The 24388-nt window shown below is 38.4% G+C and carries 25 protein-coding genes, 2 tRNA genes and 1 pseudogene; 20 read left to right on the top strand and 8 right to left on the bottom strand.

The genetic code is table 11. The features are described from left to right. Window positions 1-576: a ribosome assembly RNA-binding protein YhbY gene (yhbY, locus tag KUI_RS06110; protein ID WP_013521423.1), complete on the bottom strand. Its 576-nt coding sequence runs from the start codon at window positions 574-576 to the stop codon at window positions 1-3. Here yhbY and KUI_RS06105 point away from each other — a divergent pair. From KUI_RS06105 to KUI_RS06085, 5 genes are all read left to right on the top strand, one after another. Continuing rightward, window positions 575-1207: an RlmE family RNA methyltransferase gene (locus tag KUI_RS06105; protein ID WP_014840533.1), complete on the top strand. Its 633-nt coding sequence runs from the start codon at window positions 575-577 to the stop codon at window positions 1205-1207. The genes yhbY and KUI_RS06105 overlap by 2 nt on opposite strands. Before the next feature lie 118 nt (window positions 1208-1325). Further along, window positions 1326-3224 carry an ATP-dependent zinc metalloprotease FtsH gene (ftsH, locus tag KUI_RS06100; protein WP_071387813.1) on the top strand — a complete coding sequence of 633 codons (1899 nt, stop codon included), beginning with the start codon at window positions 1326-1328 and terminating at the stop codon, window positions 3222-3224. Between the two features lies 1 nt (window position 3225). After that, window positions 3226-4077, top strand: a complete 852-nt coding sequence (folP, locus tag KUI_RS06095; RefSeq protein ID WP_014840532.1) for a dihydropteroate synthase — start codon at window positions 3226-3228, stop codon at window positions 4075-4077. Further along, window positions 4071-5447 carry a phosphoglucosamine mutase gene (gene glmM / locus KUI_RS06090; protein ID WP_174263875.1) on the top strand — a complete coding sequence of 459 codons (1377 nt, stop codon included), beginning with the start codon at window positions 4071-4073 and terminating at the stop codon, window positions 5445-5447. The genes folP and glmM overlap by 7 nt, the downstream gene beginning before the upstream one ends. 12 nt (window positions 5448-5459) lie before the next feature. After that, the gene (locus KUI_RS06085) at window positions 5460-6242 is read left to right on the top strand and encodes a GNAT family N-acetyltransferase (protein WP_013521418.1); all 783 of its coding nucleotides are present in this window, start codon (window positions 5460-5462) and stop codon (window positions 6240-6242) included. A 96-nt stretch (window positions 6243-6338) separates the two neighbouring features. Here the strand turns inward: KUI_RS06085 and KUI_RS06080 are convergent, their stop codons facing one another. Next, a complete protein-coding gene (locus tag KUI_RS06080; RefSeq protein ID WP_014840530.1) occupies window positions 6339-7829 on the bottom strand; it encodes a Ppx/GppA phosphatase family protein in 1491 nt (496 codons plus the stop codon). Window positions 7830-8009: 180 nt separating this feature from the next. Between KUI_RS06080 and pstS the strand changes: the two genes are divergently transcribed. The 5 genes from pstS to KUI_RS06055 all read left to right on the top strand — a co-directional run bounded on the left by pstS (window position 8010) and on the right by KUI_RS06055 (window position 12015). After that, window positions 8010-9050: a phosphate ABC transporter substrate-binding protein PstS gene (gene pstS / locus KUI_RS06075; RefSeq protein ID WP_014840529.1), complete on the top strand. Its 1041-nt coding sequence runs from the start codon at window positions 8010-8012 to the stop codon at window positions 9048-9050. Window positions 9051-9140: 90 nt separating this feature from the next. Then, window positions 9141-10100 carry a phosphate ABC transporter permease subunit PstC gene (pstC, locus tag KUI_RS06070; protein WP_013521415.1) on the top strand — a complete coding sequence of 320 codons (960 nt, stop codon included), beginning with the start codon at window positions 9141-9143 and terminating at the stop codon, window positions 10098-10100. A 15-nt stretch (window positions 10101-10115) separates the two neighbouring features. Beyond that, window positions 10116-11006 carry a phosphate ABC transporter permease PstA gene (gene pstA, locus KUI_RS06065; protein ID WP_013521414.1) on the top strand — a complete coding sequence of 297 codons (891 nt, stop codon included), beginning with the start codon at window positions 10116-10118 and terminating at the stop codon, window positions 11004-11006. 32 nt (window positions 11007-11038) lie between these two features. Then, window positions 11039-11824: a phosphate ABC transporter ATP-binding protein PstB gene (pstB, locus tag KUI_RS06060; protein ID WP_013521413.1), complete on the top strand. Its 786-nt coding sequence runs from the start codon at window positions 11039-11041 to the stop codon at window positions 11822-11824. A gap of 117 nt (window positions 11825-11941) precedes the next feature. After that, a tRNA-Cys gene (locus KUI_RS06055) sits at window positions 11942-12015 on the top strand. On the opposite strand, the gene KUI_RS08165 is transcribed toward KUI_RS06055, so the two are convergent. After that, window positions 11984-12931: a Dyp-type peroxidase gene (locus KUI_RS08165; protein ID WP_014840528.1), complete on the bottom strand. Its 948-nt coding sequence runs from the start codon at window positions 12929-12931 to the stop codon at window positions 11984-11986. The genes KUI_RS06055 and KUI_RS08165 overlap by 32 nt on opposite strands. A 116-nt stretch (window positions 12932-13047) precedes the next feature. Here KUI_RS08165 and dcm point away from each other — a divergent pair, with 116 nt between their 5' ends. The 3 genes and pseudogenes from dcm to KUI_RS08575 all read left to right on the top strand — a co-directional run. Next, complete coding sequence (gene dcm, locus KUI_RS06045) at window positions 13048-13530, top strand: DNA (cytosine-5-)-methyltransferase (protein WP_013521412.1); 483 nt, start codon at window positions 13048-13050, stop codon at window positions 13528-13530. Window positions 13531-13536: 6 nt separating this feature from the next. After that, window positions 13537-13749 carry an HpaII family restriction endonuclease gene (locus KUI_RS08580; RefSeq protein ID WP_264080328.1) on the top strand — a complete coding sequence of 71 codons (213 nt, stop codon included), beginning with the start codon at window positions 13537-13539 and terminating at the stop codon, window positions 13747-13749. 100 nt (window positions 13750-13849) lie between these two features. After that, window positions 13850-13930: pseudogene (locus KUI_RS08575) on the top strand (HpaII family restriction endonuclease); the annotation flags it as partial. Between the two features lie 54 nt (window positions 13931-13984). Here KUI_RS08575 and dmeF read toward each other — a convergent pair. Beyond that, window positions 13985-15046, bottom strand: a complete 1062-nt coding sequence (gene dmeF, locus KUI_RS06040) for a CDF family Co(II)/Ni(II) efflux transporter DmeF (protein WP_013521410.1) — start codon at window positions 15044-15046, stop codon at window positions 13985-13987. A gap of 498 nt (window positions 15047-15544) precedes the next feature. After that, window positions 15545-15620, bottom strand: a tRNA-Gly gene (locus KUI_RS06035). A gap of 104 nt (window positions 15621-15724) precedes the next feature. On the opposite strand from KUI_RS06035, the gene murB reads away from it, so the two are divergent. Further along, window positions 15725-16741 (top strand): UDP-N-acetylmuramate dehydrogenase, encoded by a 1017-nt coding sequence (murB, locus tag KUI_RS06030; RefSeq protein WP_014840527.1) that lies wholly within the window; start codon window positions 15725-15727, stop codon window positions 16739-16741. Here murB and fur read toward each other — a convergent pair. Next, a complete protein-coding gene (gene fur / locus KUI_RS06025) occupies window positions 16734-17150 on the bottom strand; it encodes a ferric iron uptake transcriptional regulator (RefSeq protein WP_013521408.1) in 417 nt (138 codons plus the stop codon). The genes murB and fur overlap by 8 nt on opposite strands. A gap of 94 nt (window positions 17151-17244) precedes the next feature. On the opposite strand from fur, the gene KUI_RS06020 reads away from it, so the two are divergent. Together KUI_RS06020 and dapB are read left to right on the top strand one after the other, a co-directional pair. Next, a complete protein-coding gene (locus KUI_RS06020; RefSeq protein WP_013521407.1) occupies window positions 17245-17670 on the top strand; it encodes an outer membrane protein assembly factor BamE in 426 nt (141 codons plus the stop codon). 3 nt (window positions 17671-17673) lie between these two features. Further along, a complete protein-coding gene (gene dapB, locus KUI_RS06015) occupies window positions 17674-18414 on the top strand; it encodes a 4-hydroxy-tetrahydrodipicolinate reductase (protein WP_014840526.1) in 741 nt (246 codons plus the stop codon). On the opposite strand, the gene recN is transcribed toward dapB, so the two are convergent. Further along, entirely contained in the window at window positions 18403-20082 is a 1680-nt protein-coding gene (gene recN / locus KUI_RS06010; protein WP_014840525.1) for a DNA repair protein RecN, read from the bottom strand. The genes dapB and recN overlap by 12 nt on opposite strands. Continuing rightward, complete coding sequence (locus tag KUI_RS06005; RefSeq protein WP_013521404.1) at window positions 20076-20978, bottom strand: NAD kinase; 903 nt, start codon at window positions 20976-20978, stop codon at window positions 20076-20078. Before KUI_RS06005 ends, recN begins: the two co-directional genes overlap by 7 nt. Before the next feature lie 105 nt (window positions 20979-21083). Between KUI_RS06005 and hrcA the strand changes: the two genes are divergently transcribed. The 4 genes from hrcA to grpE all read left to right on the top strand — a co-directional run bounded on the left by hrcA (window position 21084) and on the right by grpE (window position 24333). After that, window positions 21084-22088, top strand: coding sequence for a heat-inducible transcriptional repressor HrcA (hrcA, locus tag KUI_RS06000; RefSeq protein WP_014840524.1), 1005 nt, complete (start codon window positions 21084-21086; stop codon window positions 22086-22088). A 3-nt stretch (window positions 22089-22091) separates the two neighbouring features. Continuing rightward, window positions 22092-23132, top strand: a complete 1041-nt coding sequence (gene hemH, locus KUI_RS05995; protein WP_014840523.1) for a ferrochelatase — start codon at window positions 22092-22094, stop codon at window positions 23130-23132. Continuing rightward, window positions 23120-23680: an LbetaH domain-containing protein gene (locus KUI_RS05990; RefSeq protein WP_013521401.1), complete on the top strand. Its 561-nt coding sequence runs from the start codon at window positions 23120-23122 to the stop codon at window positions 23678-23680. Before hemH ends, KUI_RS05990 begins: the two co-directional genes overlap by 13 nt. A 68-nt stretch (window positions 23681-23748) precedes the next feature. After that, a complete protein-coding gene (gene grpE, locus KUI_RS05985; protein ID WP_014840521.1) occupies window positions 23749-24333 on the top strand; it encodes a nucleotide exchange factor GrpE in 585 nt (194 codons plus the stop codon). Window positions 24334-24388 lie beyond the last annotated feature (55 nt).

Here is a 24388-nt window from a genome sequence, read left to right as displayed (position 1 = left end):
TTAAACTCGTGACCTTCTGCCAGCTCTTAGGGTTAGGGAGCTTCCTCTCTTTCTAGGGATACTAGGTTTCAACGAAGAGGTATTTGGTTTAGCACTTTTAGATTTAGCAGATTTAGGTGCTGGTTTTCCTGCTGTAGATGCTGGTTTGGATTTGGCTTTACCTCCCTTAGAAACAGTTGTAAGTGATTTTTTTCCAACTGCGGCTAGTTTCTTAGGGGTGTACTCTTCATTAGGAAGTCTTTCGCTAGCTTGACGAGGTTTACTTTTTTTAAGAAGCGATTTGTATTCTTCGTTTGGTCTATAAAGCGTTATTATTTTACCTAAGTGTGAAACTAATTCACTACCTAGTTTTTGATTTATTTCTGTGGCAATATTTAATCTATACTCTTTATCGTCACCTGAAATTTTGATTTTGATTAATCCATGTGAATTAAGGTTTTGATCAATCTCTTTAATAACTGTTTCAGTCAGACCATTATCTCCAATCATGACCACAGGTTTAAGATTGTGTGCATTTGAACGTAATAGGCTTCTTTCTTTGGAGGAAAGCTTTTGATTAGAATTTTCAATATTCATGGCTAAAAACAAATTTTCAAAAAATTGGATACATCAGCATATCAACGACCCGTATGTTAAATTAGCACAACAAAAGGGTTATAGAGCTCGAGCAGCCTTTAAGTTAATTGAAATATTGGATACCGAGAAGCTTATGCATAGAGGTGATATTATAGTAGACTTAGGCTCTTCGCCTGGGAGTTGGTCTCAAGTAGCACGTGAAAGACTTTTGAAAAATGGGGTTATAGACGGGAGAATCATTGCCCTAGATTTGTTGCCCATGGAACATATTGAGGGTGTAGAGTTTATACAGGGGGATTTTAGGGATGAAACTATTCTTAAGGCCTTAGAAGAAAAGGTGGGGTTCCAGCAAGTTGATTTAGTGATTTCTGATATGGCACCTAATTTATCTGGTATAAGTTCAGCAGATTCTGCTCGCATTCAGCATGTTGTGGAATTGGCTGTTGAATTTGCTACAAATCATTTAAAACCCCAGGGTGCACTTATAGTCAAGGCGTTTCATGGAAGTGGGTTTTCGCAACTTATTGAATTGTTTAAGAAAAATTTTGTTAGGGTCGTTGAGATAAAGCCTAAGGCTTCTAGAGATAAATCATCAGAAACTTTTATCGTAGGAAAAAAATTAAAGAACTAACTAATAACTTTCCTATTTGTGCTAATCTTGAATAAATAAAAGCTAACCCTCATGTCTAAAGTATGGTGTAGAATAGTTAATTCTATCTATTAGAGTTGCAATCTATAGAGGATATACATTGAATAATTCTTTTTCAAAATTTGCCTTATGGGCGATATTTATAATCGTACTATTTACAGTATTTCGTCAGTACGATGATCGTGGTCCCTATTCATCAGCTGTGTCTTATAGCCAGTTCATGGAAGATGCCAAAAATGGTAAAGTTCAATCTGTAGTTATACAGGGAAATACTCTTTCCGTAACTCAGTCTGATGGTAGTCAGTATGAGCTTACTAGTCCTAGTGATATTTGGATGGTGAGCGACCTTATGGAAAATGGGGTACGTGTAACTGCTCGCCCACCAGAAAAACCTTCTTTCCTGCTTAGTGCTTTGATTTCCTGGTTCCCTATGATACTTTTAATTGGGGTATGGATATTCTTTATGCGTCAGATGCAAGGTGGCGGTAAAGGAGGAGCCTTCAGCTTTGGAAAGTCTCGTGCACGTATGCTGGATGAAAAAAATAATAATATTACGTTTGCAGATGTAGCTGGGGTGGATGAAGCAAAAGAAGATGTTCAAGAAATTGTCGAATTTTTAAAAGATCCATCTAAATACCAAAGACTCGGAGGTCGAATCCCACGTGGTGTTCTTATGGTTGGTCCTCCAGGCACAGGTAAAACTCTTTTAGCTAAAGCTATTGCAGGCGAAGCTAAAGTGCCATTTTTTACTATTTCTGGTTCAGACTTTGTTGAAATGTTTGTGGGTGTGGGTGCTTCTCGTGTTCGAGACATGTTCGAAAATGCTAAAAAACATTCTCCGTGCATTATTTTTATAGATGAAATCGATGCTGTTGGACGTCAGCGCGGTGCTGGTCTCGGTGGGGGTAATGATGAGCGTGAACAAACGCTTAATCAAATGCTTGTTGAAATGGACGGGTTTGAATCGGGGCAGTCAGTAATTGTTATTGCGGCTACAAACCGTCCTGATGTTCTTGACCCAGCATTGTTGCGTCCTGGTCGATTTGATAGACAAGTAGTTGTAAACCTTCCCGATGTGAGAGGGCGTACGCAAATTTTAAAAGTTCATATGCGTAAAGTTCCACTTGCACCAAATGTGGATCCGTCAATTCTAGCACGTGGTACTCCAGGTTTCTCTGGTGCGGACCTAGCTAATTTAGTAAATGAAGCGGCATTATTTGCGGCTCGCAGAAACGGTCGTACTGTAGATATGATTGATTTTGAAAAAGCTAAAGACAAAATCATTATGGGTGCAGAACGTAAGTCTATGGTTATGCCTGAGGAAGAGCGTAAAAATACTGCTTACCATGAATCAGGTCATGCAGTAGTTGCTTATGTACTTCCTAAGACTGATCCTGTTCATAAAGTCACGATTATTCCACGTGGTAGAGCTTTAGGTGTTACTATGCAACTTCCAGAGGAAGATCGCTATAGCATGGACAAAGAGCGTCTACTTAATATGATTGCTGTTTTATTTGGTGGTCGTATTGCAGAAGAAGTATTTATGAATCAGATGACTACTGGTGCTTCCAATGACTTTGAGAGGGCAACTAGCATAGCTAGAGATATAGTTACTCGTTATGGTATGACAGATTCTCTTGGTCCTATGGTTTACGCTGAAAATGAAAATGAAGTATTCCTAGGTCGTAGTGTTACAAAAACTACTCATGTCTCAGAAGCTACTATGCAACAAGTCGATAAGGAAATCAGAAGGATTATCGATGAGCAATATAAAGTTGCCAGAGATATCATCGAATCTAATCGTGAAAAAATTGAAGTAATGGCTAAAGCTTTACTTGAATGGGAATCAATTGATTCTGATCAAATCAAGGAGATTATGGACGGCAAAAACCCATCTCCTCCTAAAGATCCAGCTGCACCATTTGATGTTACAGGTGATGCTTCTCCTCCTCCATCTGCGGGTGGAGTAGTTCCAACGGAATCTGCTAAACCTATTTGATATGGTTTCTCCGTTTTTATGTGGTCGATTCGAAATCGACATTGAATCAACCCCACGAATCATGGGTATAGTTAATGTTACCCCTGATTCGTTTTCTGATGGTGGTCTACACGCTACTACTGACACTGCTATAGCCCATGCTCTAAAACTTATAGAGGATGGAGCTGATATATTGGATATTGGCGGAGAATCAACCCGTCCAGGATCTAACCCTGTTAGTGCTGAGGATGAATTAGCTAGAATTTTGCCAGTTATTGAGGGTTTAAAAAATACAAATGTTCCCTTATCGGTTGATACTTTTAAGCCTGAAGTTATGAAACTGGCTTTGGATGCTGGTGCGGATATGATTAATGACGTCTATGGTCTTCAAAAAGATGGTGCCATCGAAGTAATAGCTAAGTATTCAAAGGCAGGCGTTTGCATTATGCATATGCATGGTGATCCTAAAACTATGCAGTTAAGCCCTCCAGATTACGGTGGCGATGTAGTTGAATTTATGAAAAATTTTTTGCTACAAAGGGCGAAAGAGGCTGAAAAAGGGGGCATTGCCAGTAATAGAATCTGCATCGATCCTGGATGTGGTTTTGGTAAAACTCTAATTCAAAATTATGAGCTTCTCGCAAATTTAGATTCTTTAAAAGATTTAGGTTATGCCATACTTTTAGGGATTTCTCGGAAGGGTATGCTTGGTAGTGTTATTAATGTTCCGCCTCAAGAGCGTGTAATAGCTAGTGTGTACGGTGCAATGGTTGGTTTAGATCTTGGTGCTCATATAATTCGCGTTCATGATGTACTAGAAACTAGGCAAGCTTTTAAGATTAGAGACATGATAATTAAAAATAGAAGATCATGAGTAGGAAGTATTTTGGAACAGATGGGGTCAGAGGCGAAGTAGGCGGGGACACCATAAATGCAGAATTTGCACTGAGGCTGGGATATGCGGCAGGTAAGGTTTTAACTAGAGAACACAAAAATTCTAATAGACCAACTGTACTCATAGGAAAGGATACTCGAGTTTCAGGATATATGCTTGAATCGGCTTTAGAAGCAGGATTATCTGCAGCTGGTATCGACGTATTATTAGCAGGTCCTATACCAACTCCAGCTGTTGCCTACTTAACTAAAGCATTTAGATTAGATGCTGGCATTGTTATCAGTGCATCACATAATCCATATTACGATAATGGTATAAAATTCTTTTCAGGCGAAGGTACTAAATTACCTGATGAAGTTGAGCTTCAGATTGAAAACTTAATAGATGAGCCATTGGGTTGTGTTGGCTCTGATGATATCGGAAAAGCTCGTCGTATTAGTGATGCTTCTGGTAGATATATTGAGTTTTGCAAGAGTACATTTGCTGGAGACTTGAATTTACGAGGTCTAAAAATTGTGGTTGATGCTGCTCATGGGGCGGCTTATCGTATTGCCACTCCAGTATTTCAAGAACTTGGGGCTGAAGTTATTTCTATAGGCGATGATCCTAATGGATTTAATATCAATGATGGTATGGGCACTTTGTATCCAGAATCTATAGCTCAAGAAGTGCTTAAAAACAATGCTGATTATGGTATTGCATTAGATGGAGATGCCGATCGCATTGTTATGTGTGATAATGACGGCACAATCTATAATGGTGATCAGCTTTTGTACGCTATCGTTAAAGATAGACTTTCTCGCTATGAGCGTTTGGGGCGTAATCAGTTATATGCTTTAGATGGAGTAGTGGGTACTTTAATGACTAACTACGGTCTAGAAAAGCGACTGAATGAACTAGGTATTCCGCTTAAAAGATCTAAAGTTGGTGATCGTTATGTAATGCAGGATCTTTTGGATAAGGGTTGGAAGCTTGGTGGTGAGAGTTCAGGACATATATTATGTCTAGATCAGCACACTACAGGTGATGGCATAATTTCTGCATTGCAAGTTTTAAGAGGAACTGTTAGAAATAATTCATCTTTAAAAGATTGGCTTTCGGATTTAAATATGTATCCGCAAGCTATGATTAGTGTACCTTGTGAAAAAGGTTTTAATTGGGAGAACTGCCGTCCGCTTGTAGCTAAAGTTGATGAAATTAAGGCACAGTTAGGATCTAGAGGTAGGGTTTTAATTAGACCATCAGGTACAGAGCCTAAACTAAGACTTATGGTTGAGGCGGAAGATGAAAAAGTAGCTCAATCAGCAGTAGATGAATTAGCTGCTATAGATTTGAGCATTTCAAATTAAGGAAATAATAATATGCGTGAACTACTTACAACGCAAGCAACAACCAGGGAACCGAGTTTTACCTTAAGCATTGCCACCAGTCCTGAAGAGGTGGAATCGCTTCAAAGATTGCGATACGAAATTTATTCATCTGAGTTAGGTGTGAAATTCGATCGCGAGGGTATAGACGTAGATTACTTTGATGATTTTTGCGATCATTTGATGGTTATAGACAACGATAAAAAAATAGTCGTTGGCACATATCGCGTATTAAGTCCTAAAAATGCTGTTAAGGCTGGCAAATACTACTCTGAGGGCGAGTTTAATATTGAAAGCTTAAATGACATTAGACATTTGTTAGCTGAATGTGGTCGTTCGTGCACTCATAGTGACTACAGGTCGGGTTCAGTGATTATGCTTTTGTGGGCTGGGCTGGCAAAATACATGGATTTTTATGATGCTAGGTATATGCTTGGATGTGCAAGTGTTAGTTTGGCTGACGGGGGCTTTCAAGCAGCAGAGGTTTGGCGTTTTACTAAAGATGAGATGGCTCAGCATCCAGACAGAGCACAGGTTGTTCCTCTTAATCCATACCCAATCGAGAAGCTGGAATCGTTGCCAGAGGATACTGAAAACCAAACAAAATTTCACTCTTTGATAAAAGGGTATATCAAAGTTGGTGCTTTTATTTGTGGAAAACCAACCTACGATGAAAGTTTTAATTCATGCGATTTTCCAATTATTATTGATAAGCATGCAATGGATAAGAGATACTATAAACAGTTTGATCAATTTGCAAATGAGGTCACTTGCTAAGATCAGAGGTCGTGGGTAGAGTTTTTAGTTTGACATGATATTTCTAATTGCATGTAGATTTGCAGTGGTTTTAACTAGAAGTGGCTTTAACTAGAATTACGAATTTTTGATTTTGAGTTGATATCCAACGTTAAGCCACTGTTCAGCTTCTAGATTTAAACTATATTTTGTTAGTGGATGTAGAGATATCCAATCCTTCGGAATAACAATTACGAAGGATTTTTCTTTTTTATGTGTTAGTGTGATTTCGTGAAGACCATTGTCCTGACGGCTTCTTGAAAAAAGTACTGCTAATCTAAGGCATAATATCGCTCTCACCTTATTAACCTCAAGTGAATCGAGATCTATCTTATTTAGAGAGCCATTATGCATAAGGGAAATCAGTGCAAGATTCTTTTGCTCATCCTTTGAAAATCCTGGCAAATCGGCATTTTCCAATACATAGGCCGTATGCTTATGGTATGAAGATTGCGATATGCTTAAGCCAATTTCATGAAGTTTAGCCGCCCAGGTTAAATATTTTCTTGATTCATCGTCTGAGGTATTTAGGTCGTCGAAAAGATCAAGTGCAAGTTTTTCTACACGGATCGCTTGTCGCTTATCGATGTGATATCTCTGCATGAAGAGGTCTACGGTTTCGTCCCGTTTGTCCGTCGCATCTCTTCTACCTAGCATATCGTACAAGACTCCGACTCTTAGAGCACCTTCTCCTTGGTGCATTTGTTTTATGGCAAGAGTCTTAAATATAGCTATCATAATTGATAGACCTGCTGGCAATACCTCTATCCTATCAGTTTTGAGTCCAAGCACATGATGAGAATAGTTCTGACCGTATTTAATCATGGTCTTTTTAAGTTTAGCCATACCATCAAGCGTAATTCCCTTGGATGAAAATCCAGTGTCTTCCAATACTGCGACTAACGCTTTAGCTGTACCAGAAGAGCCAAACGCCTGCTTCCACCCAATGTTACTATACGATTTTCTAATTACTTCAAGTTCCTTAGAGGCCGCTAATTCAGCCTGTGCAAAAGCCCTTTCTGTAAGTTCACGATTTGGAAAAAATTTTTTTGTATAACTTACGCACCCCATATGAAGTGAAGTCATAATAACTGGTTCTAATCCAGAGCCAATAATAAACTCTGTAGATCCACCGCCAATATCCACTACAAGTCGATTATCTTTTGACGGAGGTAGTTCGTGGGCAACACCTGAGAATATAAGCCTTGCTTCTTCCTGGCCTGAAATAACTTCAATAGGAAATCCAAGAGCTGCTTCTGATACTTTCAGTAACTTGTGGGCATTTTTTGCTACTCGAAAAGTATTAGTGGCAACTGCCCTAACGTTCTGAGGTGGGAAGTCTTTAATTCTCTCACCGAACATTTTTAATACAGACTCAGCCCTCCAAATAGCAGTATCATCCAATATCAGGTCACTATCCAAACCTGCAGCTAGCCGAACAGTTTCTTTAAGTCTATCGATAGAGTAAATTTGACGAAGTCCATTACTCAACTCCACCACGCGACCAACTGATAGCCTAAAGCTGTTTGATCCTAAGTCTACTGCAGCTAAAAGCTGACCTGAATTCATAGTTCGTATTCCATAATTTTTGCAACATTTTAACTTATTCGGTTTCTAAATGAATTAACGTTTTATCACAAATGTCATATTCACGTCATATTTCAAACTTAACATTAAGCTCAAGTCAGGGAGGACCCTGATACTTTCTTTCAATTATATGGATTTATCCTAGTTTAAGGACTTACTACTATGTTAAAACACGCATTAAAAGGTATTACTGTAGCAGTTGCTCTTAGCACTGCTTCTTTCGCTGTACAAGCAGTTGAAGTTACTGGTGCTGGTGCATCTTTCCCATACCCAGTTTATTCTAAATGGGCTACTGATTTCGAAAAAGAAACAGGTAACAAAATCAATTATCAATCTATCGGTTCTGGTGGCGGTCAAAAAGCTATCATCGGTAAAACTGTAGATTTCGCAGGTTCTGATGACCCTATGAGTGCTGATAAACTTGAAGAAAACGGTTTATTCCAATTCCCATCTGTTGTTGGTGGTACAGTTGCTGTAGTAAACATCACTGGCGTTAAACCTGGTCAACTTATCCTTAACGGTGAAGTTCTTGCTGACATCTTCTTAGGCAAAATCAAAAAATGGAATGACGCTAAAATCGCTGCATTAAACAGCAACGTTAGCCTTCCAGACGCTGATATCATCGTTGTTCACCGTTCTGATTCTTCTGGTACTTCTTTCGGTTTCACTAACTACCTTTCTAAAGTTTCTGCTGACTGGAAAAACTCAGTAGGTGAAGGTAAATCTGTTAAATGGCCTGTAGGTCAAGGTGGTAAAGGTAACGGTGGTGTTGCTGGTCTAGTTTCTAAAATCCCTTTCTCTATCGGTTATGTTGAATATGCATATGCTAAACAAAATGGTTTAGCTTGGACTGGTATGCAAAATGCTGAAGGTAAAGTTGTTCAACCTGAACAATCTACTTTCGCTGCAGCTGCTTCTAGTGCTGACTGGAAAGGTACTCCTGGTATGGGTGTAGTTCTTACTAACGAACCAGGTGCTGATAGCTGGCCTATGACTTCTGCTACTTTCATTCTAGTTCACAAACAAGTTGAAAAACCTGAGCAAGTTAAAACAGCTCTTCAATTCTTCGACTATGCTTGGTCTAAAGGTGCAAAAACTGCTTCTGACTTAGATTACGTTCCACTTCCAGATGCAGTGACTAACGCTATCCGTGAAGAATGGAAAGCTCAGCTTAAAACTGCTGATGGTCAATCAATCTGGTAATTAGAAATTAATCTAATGATCTAAGATTAGCGAACATGGCGGTCTAGGTGACTGCCATGTTTTTATTTTAAGTTTAATTCATCATTAATTATGCAAACTAAAGACGCAAAAAATACGCAAAGTCGTGGAGTTCTTTTAGATGGATTATTTGCCAATGCAACTCGTTTGATGGCATTTTTCGTATTTATACTTCTAGCGGCTATATTGTTGTCTCTACTTTGGGAGAGCCGTGATTCTATCTATAAGTGGGGATTTTCATTTTTATGGACTAATGATTGGGACCCACAAAATGATATCTATGGTGCCGTAGCTCCAATTATAGGTACATTAATAACGTCTTTTATTGCATTACTAATTGCTATCCCGGTTTCATTTGGTATTGCAATGTTCTTAACTGAATTGTCACCTATTTGGTTACGTAGACCCTTGGGTACTGCTGTTGAGATGCTAGCGGCAATTCCATCTATTATTTATGGTATGTGGGGCTTGTTTATTTTCGCTCCATGGTATGCAAATAATGTGCAACCATTCATTATTAAAACATTCGGAAACCTACCACTAATCGGTTTTTTATTTCAGGGTGCCCCGATGGGTATCGGGTTATTTACTGCAAGTCTGATACTTGCAATTATGGTCATTCCATATATTGCCTCAATTATGCGCGATGTATTCGAAGTAGTTCCTCCTATGCATAAAGAATCAGCCTATGGACTAGGTTCTACAACTTGGGAAGTTATGTGGAAGGTAGTGCTTCCTTACACTAAAAATGGTGTTGTGGGCGGTATTATGTTGGGTTTAGGTCGTGCCCTTGGTGAGACTATGGCTGTTACCCTAGTTATAGGTAACTCATTCAATTTACCTACTAGTCTATATGATTCTGCCACATCAATTGCTTCAGCAATTGCAAATGGATTTAATGAAGCAGCTGGTATTCAAAAATCAGCCCTCATCGAGCTTGGTTTAATTCTATTTTTGATTACAACTATTGTACTTGCACTATCTCGTTGGATGGTCTCAAGAATGGAACGTAAAGAAGGTAAAAAATCTTAATTTGGATGCTTGGCAATGAAAACAGTAAAACCTACTTTAAATAATACTGCATCTTCTAACAGTGCTATAAGTGTTAGTAATCCTTTGTTTAAGAAGCGTCGTATAACAAATATAATAATGTTAACGCTATCTTTCCTAACATTGGCTTTTGGTTTATTTTGGCTTTTTTGGATTATTTGGGTGCTTATAGTTGAGGGGGCTGGTGCTATAAACTTAGAATTATTCACTGAGCCTACAAGTGGTCCTGGTGGCGGTGGTGGCTTACGCAATGCTATTTTGGGTTCATTGTTGATGACTTTTGTGGCTACTGTTGTTGGAACACCAATTGGTGTTTTAGCAGGTACATATCTTGCAGAATATGGTCAAAGGGGTTGGTTAGCTCCTACTACACGATTCCTAAATGATGTGTTGTTATCTGCACCTTCAATTGTAATTGGTCTATTTATATATGCATTAGTTGTAGCTCAACAAGGTCATTATTCTGGATGGGCTGGTTCTGCCGCTTTAGCAATTATTCTTATTCCAGTTGTAGTTAGGACTACAGATAATATGCTTATGCTAATCCCTAACAATTTACGTGAAGCTGCTGTAGCACTTGGTTGTCCTAAGTGGAAAATGATTACTAAGATTTGTTATAGGGCGGCTATTGCAGGTATTATTACAGGCGTTCTTTTAGCTATTGCACGTATTTTAGGTGAAACAGCACCATTACTGTTCACAGCCTTAAACAACCAATTCAGTTCTTTAGACATGAATAGTGCGATGGCAAACCTTCCAGTTACCATTTATCAGTATGCAGATAGTCCTTTTGTGGATTGGAATGCACTGGCATGGGCAGGTGCTACTATCATTACACTATTTGTGTTGGGGTTAAATATTATTGCCCGTAGCTTATTTAAAAAATAATACGCAGATTTATTGATTTAGGAAAATACTAAATGACTACTATTTATGAACTAATCTCTCCAACAGATACTAAGATTGAAGTTAAAAATCTAGATTTCTACTACGGGTCATTCCACGCAATTAAAAACGTAAATATGCGTATCCCACGTAATTGTGTAACTGCGTTTATTGGACCATCAGGTTGTGGTAAATCTACACTATTACGTACATTTAATCGTATGTTCGAACTTTACCCTGGTCAAAGAGCCACTGGTGAAATCAATATGGACGGAGAAAATCTACTAACTACAAAAACGGATATTTCAATTATTCGTGCAAAAGTTGGTATGGTTTTCCAAAAACCTACACCATTCCCAATGAGCATTTACGATAACGTTGCTTTCGGCGTTCGTTTATTTGAGAAGCTTTCTAAAAGTGATTTGGATGAGCGCGTTAGATGGGCTTTAGAGAAAGCTGCACTTTGGGGTGAAGTTAAAGATAAACTTGATCAAAGCGGTTCTGGACTTTCTGGTGGTCAGCAACAACGTCTTTGTATCGCACGTGGTGTAGCAGTTAAACCTGAGGTAATTCTTCTAGACGAACCATGTTCAGCTTTAGACCCAATATCTACAGTTAAGATTGAAGAGCTTATCACTGAACTTAAGAAAGACTATACAGTAGCGATAGTTACTCATAACATGCAACAAGCCGCACGTTGCTCTGATTACACCGCATATATGTATCTTGGTGAGTTGATTGAATTCGGTGAAACTGAGCAAATTTTCCACACGCCTAAAGAGCAAGCTACCCAAGACTATATTACTGGTCGTTTCGGTTAGTTTGTTCTATGGGCTAAGCAAAAGCATTGCCCACTCTTTAACAAAAAAACGAGTCAATGCGACTCGTTTTTTGTTGCTCCTAATACAATTTAAGTTATAATTATTAGCTTTAATTGTGGCGCGGTAGCAAAGCGGTTATGCAGCGGATTGCAAATCCGTCTAGAGCGGTTCGACTCCGCTCCGCGCCTCCACTTTTAAGTTTCTCAATCTATCTTGATTCGGTACAAAATAAAACGAACCAGAAACTGCTTTAGAAAAGTGTTGCACTAGCAAATCAATTTTGCCATCTAAATCTCCGAACATACTTTTTAACTGCTTATCGATATTGTGCAGGCGAGCACAGTAAGAGCAATATAAAAGCCCATGATCGCCAGATACTTTGCCCCAAGGTAGGCTTCTACGGAGTACTTTCAAAGATTCCCCATCTTCACTTATATCAGTGCGACCAACATGCGATTCAATAAGTTTATCTTCAATCTCTTCGTCTGATTCTTTTCTGCGACCAACAGCTTCCTCTTGAGTAGATTCTGAAAGGGCATTCCACTTGTTCATATCATGAATATATTTTTGCACCATCACATAACTACCACCAGCATCACAACAGCCATCCGCTATAACTGCAGCTTTAACAGCTTCTGCTTCTTTAGGATTTTCTGTCCCATCTACAAAGCCCTCGTGACCACGATTCTCCAATAAACGATAACCGTGTGTCTCATCTTTAGCTTCAAGATAAGAATCAAACAAATCCCAAACTTGTGTTGCAAGAGTAATATTTAAATCTTGACGCATAGATTGGATATGAATAAATAAATCGTGCTGCGTAGCAGGTGCTAAGCCCCCACCATACGGTGTAAAATCACGAATTTCAGCACCCTCACGTACACTGTCCACTGTTTTTGCGAACACGTTCCAAAGCTTAGATCCAAATCCAATAGACATTCCAACCATCTCATTTGGATGCTGAGATTTGATTTGAACAAGCTTGGAATAGGCTTCCATACATGCTTTGGCAATGCCTTCGTAATCCCCAGATTTAAGGTCAGATTCAATAAATAAGCCGAATTTTGCTCCATCAGGTAGTATAGAGCTTTGGCATTCACAGGACATAACATCTCCTTAAAAGTTAGAGTGGACTATTCTATCCATGCTCATAATAACTATCATTTTATTATTAAAATATACCCATTGGGACTTTAGGAAATTTACTGTATTCATCTATTGATTTGTTTGCTGGTATTGGATGCATTAGATTAGGATTTGAACAGGCATTTGGCAATAAACTCAAAACAGTTTATGTAAGTGAAATTGATTCAAATGCAGTAAAAACATACACATCAAATTTTTCTAGTAATAAATTAATTCATGGTGATGTAACTAAGGAAGTGGAATCCGATATACCTCCTCACGACTTTTTACTAGCTGGATTTCCATGCCATGCTTTTTCTGCAGCTGGCAGACAAATGGGATTTGATGATGCCAGGGGAACCTTATTTTTTGAAGTTGCTAGGATTATTAATTATCATAAACCACAAGTTGTTTTTGCAGAAAATGTTAAAAATCTAGTTAATCATGATAAGGGTAAGACCTTTAAAGTTATTGTTTCTGCACTAAAAAATTTAGGATATCAAGTTTTTCATCAAGTTCTTAATAGTAAGAATTTCGGTGTTCCTCAAAATAGAAAAAGAATATATATAGTAGCCTTTTGAAGTAATTTGGGCATTAGACGATTTGATTTTCCCGAGGGTATCAATTACTCAGTCAAACTGAATGATATTTTAGAAAAATTATCGGAACTAAATCCTCTTAATCTATTAAATTTAAGAACCTACGAATATAAATTTAAAAATTTTTTAAGATCTTTAGCCCTCGGTATGAAACCTACCGTCCCTTGGGATGTAAAAGAAAAGCTAATGGAGGTTTTTTAATAATTAAACTAGATGGTGAATTATTAATCTACCATAAAAAAACAGAAACGATTTCGAGGATTACCTTTTAAATAATACAAAATTCGAAACTCCCTCAACTAGCAGACATAATTTCGGTTATGTGTATGAAGAGTTGGGGGAGCAGAGGATAAAACTAAATTTACAAATTAGATTTATCTAATTATTTATTAGGTTCGTCCTAAACAGGATTACCTCAAGTTTTTAGCTACCTACATCAAGATATCTCATGCTTGCATTGTTGAACTTCAATAACTGGATGATGTAAGTTTTTCATGCCCTTAAGCAATGTTTTATAGTCTTGAGGCGTCATTGAGCCATGGTGTATAACAGATGCAATCATAGTCCAACAACCCTGTCCAATTGACCATACATGCAAGTCTATAACTTCAGTATCGTCTACGCTTTCAAGTGTTTTTCTTATGGTTGATTCAACTGAACCAGGGGCAGTCGCATCTAATAAGACCTTGCTAGCTTGTTTCATCAAGTCAATTGTCCATTTACCGATTAATATGCTCGCAATTAATGCGATTAGTGGATCAAGCCAAGTCCAACCCCAGCTCCATGCAGCTACGATGCCTATAATCGCAGCTACTGATGTGGCTGCATCTGTTAGAACGTGTAAAACTGCGGCTTGTAAGTTATTGTCTTTTCTCTCTGGCAATGCTTCCGCATCCTCTCTAGATTTTTGAGTAGCAAGATCATGTGTATGGTCATGATTATGTTCATGTCCATGCCCGTGACCATGACTGTGCCCGTGACTGTGACTATGACTATGACCGTGCCCATGCTCTATAGATTCAAAGTCATTACTTCCTTTTAAAATCACGAATGAAACTAAGTTTATGATTAACCCTAAAACCGCCACTATTAAAGCCTCTTGAGCTAAGATTTCAGTGCGATTGAATAATCGATACAAGGATTCATAGGTTATCAAAGCTGCTGTAATCAGCAATAATAGGGAAGTAGAATAGGCTACAAGGTCATTAATTTTTCCGCTACCGAAACTAAAACGTCTGTCGTGTGCGTATCGTCTTGATAAATAATATCCCGCAAACGCAAGACCTAGAGCTAAAGCATGTCCGCCCATATGAATACCATCAGCTAGAAGTGCCATAGAACCAGTCCACACGCCTGCAATGATTTCTCCGAACATGGTTACGAAAGTAATTACCATAACCCAAAAGGTTCTTACTTCGGCTTTAGATTTATTTCCTTGTCCGAATTCATGTTCGATATTAGATTTGAATATTTGATGTTCACTGTGCTCGATAGTCATATTAATGAACTCCCAAATAAAATAAAGTATTTACGTTTATTAATTCTATATAGCATCTATTAATCATTCAAATAAAAAAGTTGGATTATAAACACTAAATTCAACAAACAAAACTTCTTTTAGTTGGCAATATTTACGTGTTCTTTATTTAATAGTTAAGTGCAAGAGGAGGCAATTTTCAATTGCCGATTTAGTTAAAAAGGGGTTAAATTTGGATTGCCGTTGACATTTAATTTGTTCAATTGAATTTTCAAGTTTACCAGCCATCACATTAAATTTAATTAAATCAAATCAATGATATTTGATAGTCGGATATAATCAGGCTCCATAAAATCTAATAAAGATCTATTGAGGATTTTTTAACATAGACTTTGTTAAAACTATTGTCACTAAAAATGAATCCAGTATTTTTCTTAAATGTAAAAACAATCGTTTTTCTTTAAAGTCAATAACTTATGAAAGATTGGGAGTGTTTAGAATATATGAGAAAAGGGGAAATGGAGCGGGAAACGAGTCTCGAACTCGCGACCTCAACCTTGGCAAGGTTGCGCTCTACCAACTGAGCTATTCCCGCATCTGGAGGGTTTTATAGGCAAATATATCTACCGCCCATAAAAGAAATAAATTATAATAAGGGCTTATTGGCACGTCAAGCATAATTAAGAATATTTAAAATTTATGACGTTTTTACCACAAAAGAATTTCGATCTCACTTATTTAAATACATTCCGCCTCTCATCAAAAGCCTCATATGGAGCTGTTCTCGAGACTATAGAAGATGTTCCGAGTTTGTTAGAAGTCATCAAATCTCTAAGTCTCGATTACTTCGTCCTAGGAGGTGGAAGCAATGTAATTTTAAGAGAGAATATAGATAAGCTTGCTATTGTGAATCGAATATCTGGGCTACATCTTTTAGAAGACTCAAATACTCACTTTAGGATTCAAGTCGGAGCTGGGGAAAATTGGCATAAATTCGTTGTTTTTACCATTGCCAACGATATGCCAGGATTAGAAAATCTTGCTTTAATTCCTGGGACAGTTGGTGCAGCTCCTGTACAAAATATCGGGGCGTACGGGAAGGATGTTTCTCAATTTGTTGAATCGGTTAGAACTGTCGATTTAGATACGGGTGTTGAGAAAATTTTCTCGCACGATGAGTGCAAATTTGAGTACAGGAATAGTTATTTCAAGGCTAATGAATATAAGCCGATGATTGTGAGCGTGGACATTGCCATCCCAAAAAGTTGGAAGCCTGATATAAATTATGCTGATCTGCTCAAGTACCCAGGCATAAGTTCAACATCGGATCCGAAGTCGATTATGGATGCAGTGATTGATATTAGGACCTCGAAGCTACCCGATTATACAAAGCAGGGCAATGCGGGAAGTTTCTTTTTGAACCCATATGTAAGTACGCAAAAGTTTCAAGAGTTGCTTGATAGATATCCAAATATAAAGGCTTATCCGCTATCAGAGGGAATTTACAAAGTGGCGGCTGGATGGCTTATTGATGAGGCGGGTTGGAAAGGGCGTTCGTTGGGGACACCAGCCACTGTTCACGAGCATCACGCCTTAGTAATAGTAAATAATGGGGGAGCAACTGCATCAGATATATTGGAGTTATCTGATGCAATTAAAAATGATGTATTTAATAAATTTGGAATTATGTTAGAGCCTGAGCCCAGAATTATTTAGTACGGCAATCTGGGCATACACCATATATGGTCATGGTGTGGTCTAAAAGCTCAAAACCATAATGGTCTGCCACTTTTCTCTGTGCGACTTCCATAGACTCATCAATAAATTCCTCAACTTTTCCGCAAGATACACAAACCATATGATCGTGATGTTCATTATCGTTAAGCTCGAAAACTGATTTCGTGCTATCAAACTGATTGCGCATCAATAGGCCAGCCTGTTCAAACTGCGTAAGTACACGATAGATTGTCGCTAGGCCAATATCAACATGTTCTGCTGAGAGTAAACGAAAAACGTCCTCTGCGGTTAAATGGCGAGTTTCAGAATTTCTAAAAAGGTCTAAAATCTTAAGTCTAGGGTAGGTGGCTTTAAGGCCTTTGTTTTGCAATTCTTGATAGTCGCTCATGCAAATCCCCTTGAATTATTATCGACTTTCATTATAACCAATTTTGTCAAAACACTTTATAATTAACGTTTAGCGTAAATCTACTTTTATAACTATGCAAATATCAAAAATAAACAAGATCGCTTTTTCGTTATTATTCGCATCACTATTAGTTGCATGTAGTGGTGGTAGATGGGGATTTCCATACAAAGCCCCTATCCAACAGGGTAATTGGGTCACTCAAGAACAACTAGATCTTTTACAAAAAGGGATGACCAAAGAGCAGGTGGTATTTGCATTAGGTAACCCAGTTTCTAAGGATATATTCAGGACTAATCGTTGGGATTATCGATATTCGTTTAAACCAGGATTTGGGTCTACTACAATTCGCGAATTGTCGCTTTGGTTCGATAGTAATGATAGACTTACGGATTGGAAGGCGGATCCATTGCCACATTCACAGCCAGCTACGTTTAAAATTCAGCAAACTGGTGGCATTACTACTGAGACCTCTCAAGCTACAGAATCTGGTACAAAGTAGTATATGAAGATAGCTATCACAGGGGCATCGGGTCGCATGGGACAGATGCTTCAACATGTTGCTTCTAAAATTCCTGATTTTTCTGAGGTTGCTTTAATTGATTTGTCATCTACTGAGCACGAAATTAGCTCGATAATTGAGAAAGCCGATTGCGTTATTGATTTTACACGTCCTGAAGGAACTATGAAGTATCTTGATTATTGTCATCGTTTTGGAACTTCATTAGTTATCGGAACTACGGGTTTTACTGCTGATCAAAAGAAAGTTATAGAGGAAGTATCAAAAAATATATCCCTTGTTATGGCTTCGAATATGAGCTTTGGGGTTAATGTAACGGTGAAACTTTTGCAGGAAGCTGCTAAGCTTCTAAAGGGCTATGATATCGAAGTATTCGAGGCTCATCATAAGCATAAAGTTGATTCTCCTTCTGGTACAGCCATTATGATGGGAGAGGCTATCGCTAAAGTTCTTGATGTTGAGCTTGAGGATGTGGCTGATTGGACTCGTCATGGGCATGTTGGTGCTCGAAAAGATGGTCATATTGGGTTTTCTGTTGTGCGTGGCGGATCTATTGTGGGAGAGCATAAGGTTATGTTCTGCGGAGATGGGGAAGTGATAGAGATTACTCATAAGTCCTCTAATCGTGAGCATTATGCTGAGGGTGCATGCAGAGCAGCTATGTTCCTTAAAGATAAGGACACAGGTCTATTCGATATGCAGGATGTTATAGATTCAGGAATTTGAACTTGAGTCTATAAGCTCTTTTGCGTGAGCCTTTGTAGTACTAGTTATTTTGACACCGCCTAGCATGCGTGCAACTTCTTCGACTCGTTGATTGGCATCAAGTTCTTTTATGGTTGAAATCGTGCCACCATCTACATTTTCCTTATTAACTTCAAAATGATTGTGTGCACAAGCTGCAACTTGGGGCAGGTGGGTCACACAAAGGACTTGATGTTCAGCTGACAATTGTCGCAATAACTTGCCTACTATTTCAGCTACGCCACCGCCTATTCCAGAATCCACCTCGTCGAATATCAATGTAGGAACTTGTTTAGCACGACTAGCAATAACTGATATAGCTAGGGATAAACGAGCCAATTCTCCTCCCGAAGCGACTTTTGAGAGCGGTCTAACTGCTGTTCCAGAATGCCCAGCAACCATAAATTGTACCGACTCCATTCCATAAGAGGTCGGCTGACTCAAGGTTTCTAAAACAACTTCAAATTTACCGCCTTCCATTGCTAAAGTTTGCATTGCTTCAGTTATGTCTTTGCTTAAAGCTGTAGCCGTAGCCTTTCTAGCTTTGGTTAATTCTGTGGCAATGTTTCTGTACTTGCTCTCATACTCACTCACTTTTAATTCTATAGCCTCGATATCTACAGATACTTGCAGTTCATTTAGTTTTGATTCAAGCTTTGATTTGTGTTTGAAAGTTTCCTCAGGTTGATATCTGAACTTTTTAGCTAAGTCGTAGTACTTTCTTAGGCGAGATTCTACTGATTCGAGTGCTGAGGGGTCGTTTTCAACATTCTCTAGGTATCTTCTTAGCTCCCCATTAGCTTCATCTGAATTGATACGAGCTGATTCTAAGGACTCTAAAATTGGGTTCAATGACTTATCGTTTGATACCAATTCACTTAATATACTTACACATTGAGATAACGAATCAATAACTCCATAAACGCCAGATTTATAATCACCATCGGATTCTTTATCTAATTTATTTATAATCCTAGCCACACCCTCAATTAGTTCTTCTGCATTAGAAAGGCGTGTGTGCTCTTCGTTAATTCGCTCCCATTCACCTTCAATAGGTGCAAGTTCCTGTATTTCTCCAAGCTCCCACTGTACTTGAGCGATTTCACGTTCAATATTTTGTGAACGAGATTTTGCCTCTTCAAGTTGAGCTAGGGAATATTGCCACTTAGACCAAGCTGAACTTAGCTCATGTACCAAGGAGATGTGTCCACCTTGAGTGTCCAAAAGATTTCTTTGAGATTGGGCACGTAAAAGCAATTGATGTGCGTGCTGCCCATGAATATCAATAAGTAGCTCAGCCAATTCTTTCATCTGGGCAAGAGTTGAGGGTACACCGTTAATATACGCTTTGCTGTTTGAATTGGAGTCGATTACACGTCTAAGAATTAACTCATCGGCCTCAAAGTCCCGCTCTGTAAGCCAACTGCGAAGCTCATCATCAACTGAGAATACGGAAGAAATATCAGCCTTTGTGCAACCAGATCTAACAACCGATGCACTTGCCCTTTGACCGAGAGTCAAAAGAAGAGCATCAATAAGTATGGATTTGCCCGCACCAGTCTCTCCAGTAAAAACTGTAAAACCGTTTTTGAAGTTAATGTCTGCTCGGTCAACAATTACAAAATCGCGTATATGAAGCGATATCAGCATCCGCAGTCCTCATTGCCATCAGGCATAATATTCCAATGCAGTTTTTTACGTAATGTGGAGAAGTAGCTATAACCCACAGGATGAATAAATTGAGCTGGATGTTTTGATTTGCGCACCATGATTTTGTCGTTAACTTGAAGATTGTTCCAGCTTTGCATATCGAAGTGTACATTTGCGCCGAAACCTGAATGACTTGCATCGCAAACCGTTAGGGTAATAGCTCCTGAAGTTGGCAATACTATAGGTCTATGTGAAAGTGTTTGGGGGGCAATGGGTACGACCAAAAAAGCATCGGTCTTTGGATGCATAATAGGTCCATTAGCAGATAGAGAGTAGGCTGTAGACCCAGTTGGAGTCGATATGATAATACCGTCCGCACGCTGCCTATACATATGCACACCATCATAATCCACTGAAACTTCAATCATACCAGCTATACCAGCACGATTTAAAACTACATCATTTAATGCAATGCCAGCATGTATCTCCTCAGATCCCCTGATAATAGTACCCTCAAGAAGCGATCTTTTTTCTACCGTGAATTTACCTTCGATTACAGACTGAACTGCGGCTTTTGATTTATGTACAGGTACATCAGTAATAAAGCCCAGCCTTCCGTGGTTAATACCTAAAAGAGGCACGTGAAATGGAGCTAATGAACGGGCGGCTCCAAGCATAGTGCCATCTCCGCCAAGAACTATAGTCATATCAGCCAAGGCGCCGATTTGATCTATAGAACCGATATGAAACTCTTTTAAGCCTGTATATTTGGCTGTATCTTTTTCAATAATAACTTCAATTCCAGCATCAATTAGCTGATTAGCCAATTCACGCAAAGGCACATCCATGCCAGAATCTTGATAACGCCCAACCAAAGCAATGGTTGAAAAATGCATAAATCAACCTTATATAAGCAAAATATGATTAAATGAATTATATATTAAGCAACTAGCAAAATTGATATTAGGATATTTTTGTCCTAGGGTGTAGTAAGGTATTAAATGGATGATCGGTCTGCAGAGTTACTTACAAAATTGATTCAGGAATATATTCAAAAAGGGCAGCCAGTAGGCTCTAAGTTATTGGCTTCTTATTTTAGTCTTTCATCTGCCACTATTCGTAATGTGATGTCTGATTTGGAGAGGTTAGGACTTATTCATAGTCCACACACGTCTGCTGGTCGAATTCCAACTCCGAAGGGTTATTCATATTTCGTGAACAATTTACTCACATCAAAGCAAAACTTTTATGATAGTCATGAAGTAATTGAGGAAGCGTTTAGTGCGGCTAGCTCTTCATCATTGCCAGAGCTGATGGAGTCGGCAGCAGGTATTTTATCTAAGCTTACGCATTTTGCTGGAGTAGTAGTTGTTCCAAATCGAGAGATGCATTTTAAACATATAGAATTTATCAGGCTTTCAGGTTCTTCTGTTCTTATGATTTTAGTTTCACCTCAAGGCGAAGTGTTCAATAAAATTCTTAACGTAGATACAAATATTTCTGATAAATCTCTACATCAGGCTGCAAGCTATTTAAATAGTAATTATGCTGGATTGCCACTTTCTGAAGTAAGAGTTGAAATCTCAAATCAACTAAGCGAACTTAAAATTGATATCTCACAACTTATGCAGTCGTCGATTGATTCTGTGGGTTCTCGTTCTGAAAGTGAAGTAAAAATTTCAGGTCAGGGTAAATTATTAGATTCTGAAGATTTAGCTAGTGATTTAACAAAACTTAAAAAAACGTTCACTTTATTTGAGCAGAAATCTGAACTAGCACATATTCTTGATTTGGCTTCACATTCCCAGGGGGTACAAATTTATATTGGCGGAGAGTCCCCTTATGTGCCTTTTCAGGACTTATCTATAGTGGCATCATCATATCAGTCAAATGGTAAAATTATCGGAGCATTAGGTGTGATAGGACCTAGTCGTATGGCTTACGACAGGGTAATTCCAATAGTTGATATCACGGCCAAGTTGCTTTCAAATACGCTTAGTACTTAATTTATGGACGACAAATTCAAATATATTAAACCTGAAGGTGAGTATAAACTTAAAAGTTTTGTCGGAGTTTTGCTAGTAAATTTAGGCACACCACAAGAACCTACCGCCTCTTCAATTAGGACATACTTAAGAGAATTTCTTTCTGATAGACGTATTGTTGAACTTAACCCCGTTCTTTGGAAATTTATATTGAATGGGTTTGTATTGCCCTTTAGGCCTAAGAAAATGGTTCCTAAGTATAAGGAAATATGGGCAAAATATAACAAATCTCCGCTTCTGTACCACACTGAAAATTTAAGAGAAAATTTGGATGAGTATATGCCTAGTTTTATGTATGTAGCACATGCTATGACATATGGTGAACCTTCGATAAAAGATGCTCTTGAATATTTAAGACAAAGATTGTGTGGGGAGCGTGTTATTGTTGTGCCTTTATATCCGCAATTCTCAGCATCCACAACTGGTGCCGTATTTGATGCAGTAGCTCGCACCGTAAAGGAAATGAAGGATTTCCCTGAGCTACGATTTATTAAAAGTTATTACAGATTTCCTGAGTACATTGAATGTATAGCAAACTCTATCAAAGCGTATTGGGCAGAAAATGGTCAACCTGATAGGTTGCTTTGTAGTTTTCATGGATTACCTCAGTCTATGATAGATGCAGGGGATCCCTACTATAGTGAATGCTTACATACGGTTGAATTGATTAAAGCTGCATTGCCACAAGATGGACCTCAGGTTGATATAGCTTTTCAGTCTAAATTCGGACGTGAAAAATGGATTGAGCCATCATCGGAATCTGTTATTCGTTCATACCCTTCCCAAGGTGTTAAAAATCTGCATGTTATAGCTCCTGGATTTGCTGTTGACTGTATTGAAACTATTGATGAAATTGATCGAGAATTGCGAGATGTTTTTATGAATAGTGGCGGTGAAAAATTTGGCTACATTCCTTGTTTGAATTCTAGTGAGGAATGGTGTGAGACCTTAAACGAAATTGTTTATCATCATATTTTTGATTGGAGAAACCCTTGCTCAGACTAAATCCAAGAGGAGATTTTCCCGAAGTTTCTGAAAGTGCTTTTGTAGATCCGACCGCAATTGTGTGCGGTAAGGTGATTGTAGGACCTAATGTTTTTATTGGACCTTATGCTGTGATTAGGGCTGATGAAATGGACTCAAACGGAAACATAGAACCTATTATTATCGGGGCGAATTCTAATATTCAAGATGGGGTTGTTATTCATTCTAAAGACGGAGCACCTGTAGTAATAGGAGAGCACTCATCAATAGCACATAGATCAATTATTCATGGACCCTGTGTTATAGGTAATCGGGTATTTGTTGGGTTTAATACAGTGGTCTATAACTCAGTCGTTGGCGATGAGTCAGTTCTGAGACATAATTGTGTAGTTGATAGTCACGATATTCCAGAACGGTTTTATTTGCCTTCTGCTACTGTTGTACGACAAGCTACTGATTTAAATAAGCTCGATACTGTTCCTGAAGATGCTAGAAATTTTTCTGAATCTGTAATGCTTACAAATATTAGTTTTGCTGCTGCTTATAGGAAAATACAAAATACTCTTTAGTCTTACTTGAAATATAAAAATTAATCCCTAGATACTTGCAGTAACTAGGGATTTTTTTCGGAGTATTTATGAATAATGCCGATATTGAAGCGGAAAAGACTAAATTGGATGATACTGAAGCATTGCCACGGGAGGAAGTTGGGATTGATGTTGAAGGTGCAGTCGAAGATGGCGTGGCATCATATGCAGAGGAAGAAGACTCTGATAAATTAATTTCGGAATTACAGGAGCAGGTTCTGCAGATGCAGGATCAAAGTTTACGTGCTATGGCCGAAGTGGAAAATATTCGTCGTCGCTCAAATGAAGAAATTTCTAAGGCTCGCAGGTACGCACTTGAGGGGTTTGCGTCGGCTTTATTGCCAGTAAGGGATTCTCTTGAAGCCGCACTTAATTCAGAAAATCAGAGTCTAGAAAGCCTGAAAGAGGGCATGGATCTTACATACAAACAATTAACCCAAGCTTTAGAGCGTAATAATCTTACAGAAATTCAGCCAAATGAAGGCGATAAATTTGACCCAAATGTTCATCAGGCTATTTCTTCTGTTCCTAACGCCGATATTACTAAGGATGGAATAGTACAGGTTCTACAAAAAGGGTATAAGTTGGCTGATCGTGTTGTTAGACCAGCATTAGTAATAGTTTCAGCAGGGTAGTCAGGTGCAGGAAGATTAAATTTTCAATTCTTAATATTGAAAATTTTATATACAT

Source organism: Taylorella equigenitalis ATCC 35865, from assembly GCF_000276685.1.
In the GTDB taxonomy this organism is placed as follows: domain Bacteria; phylum Pseudomonadota; class Gammaproteobacteria; order Burkholderiales; family Burkholderiaceae_B; genus Taylorella; species Taylorella equigenitalis.
Note: the sequence above shows the minus strand (reverse complement) of the source record. Positions and strands in the feature narration are given on the sequence as shown.

What these genes read in the sequence shown, in the direction of transcription:
- pstS (WP_014840529.1), top strand. Translation starts at nt 8,010, where the DNA reads ATGTTAAAACACGCATTAAAAGGTATTACTGTAGCAGTTGCTCTTAGC.
- recN (WP_014840525.1), bottom strand. Translation starts at nt 20,082, where the DNA reads ATGCTGATATCGCTTCATATACGCGATTTTGTAATTGTTGACCGAGCA.
- pstC (WP_013521415.1), top strand. Translation starts at nt 9,141, where the DNA reads ATGCAAACTAAAGACGCAAAAAATACGCAAAGTCGTGGAGTTCTTTTA.
- dapB (WP_014840526.1), top strand. Translation starts at nt 17,674, where the DNA reads ATGAAGATAGCTATCACAGGGGCATCGGGTCGCATGGGACAGATGCTT.
- hemH (WP_014840523.1), top strand. Translation starts at nt 22,092, where the DNA reads ATGGACGACAAATTCAAATATATTAAACCTGAAGGTGAGTATAAACTT.
- pstB (WP_013521413.1), top strand. Translation starts at nt 11,039, where the DNA reads ATGACTACTATTTATGAACTAATCTCTCCAACAGATACTAAGATTGAA.
- KUI_RS06020 (WP_013521407.1), top strand. Translation starts at nt 17,245, where the DNA reads ATGCAAATATCAAAAATAAACAAGATCGCTTTTTCGTTATTATTCGCA.
- yhbY (WP_013521423.1), bottom strand. Translation starts at nt 576, where the DNA reads ATGAATATTGAAAATTCTAATCAAAAGCTTTCCTCCAAAGAAAGAAGC.
- KUI_RS06080 (WP_014840530.1), bottom strand. Translation starts at nt 7,829, where the DNA reads ATGAATTCAGGTCAGCTTTTAGCTGCAGTAGACTTAGGATCAAACAGC.
- folP (WP_014840532.1), top strand. Translation starts at nt 3,226, where the DNA reads ATGGTTTCTCCGTTTTTATGTGGTCGATTCGAAATCGACATTGAATCA.
- KUI_RS06105 (WP_014840533.1), top strand. Translation starts at nt 575, where the DNA reads ATGGCTAAAAACAAATTTTCAAAAAATTGGATACATCAGCATATCAAC.
- pstA (WP_013521414.1), top strand. Translation starts at nt 10,116, where the DNA reads ATGAAAACAGTAAAACCTACTTTAAATAATACTGCATCTTCTAACAGT.
- murB (WP_014840527.1), top strand. Translation starts at nt 15,725, where the DNA reads ATGACGTTTTTACCACAAAAGAATTTCGATCTCACTTATTTAAATACA.
- grpE (WP_014840521.1), top strand. Translation starts at nt 23,749, where the DNA reads ATGAATAATGCCGATATTGAAGCGGAAAAGACTAAATTGGATGATACT.
- KUI_RS06085 (WP_013521418.1), top strand. Translation starts at nt 5,460, where the DNA reads ATGCGTGAACTACTTACAACGCAAGCAACAACCAGGGAACCGAGTTTT.
- dmeF (WP_013521410.1), bottom strand. Translation starts at nt 15,046, where the DNA reads ATGACTATCGAGCACAGTGAACATCAAATATTCAAATCTAATATCGAA.
- KUI_RS06005 (WP_013521404.1), bottom strand. Translation starts at nt 20,978, where the DNA reads ATGCATTTTTCAACCATTGCTTTGGTTGGGCGTTATCAAGATTCTGGC.
- hrcA (WP_014840524.1), top strand. Translation starts at nt 21,084, where the DNA reads ATGGATGATCGGTCTGCAGAGTTACTTACAAAATTGATTCAGGAATAT.
- KUI_RS08165 (WP_014840528.1), bottom strand. Translation starts at nt 12,931, where the DNA reads ATGTCCTGTGAATGCCAAAGCTCTATACTACCTGATGGAGCAAAATTC.
- fur (WP_013521408.1), bottom strand. Translation starts at nt 17,150, where the DNA reads ATGAGCGACTATCAAGAATTGCAAAACAAAGGCCTTAAAGCCACCTAC.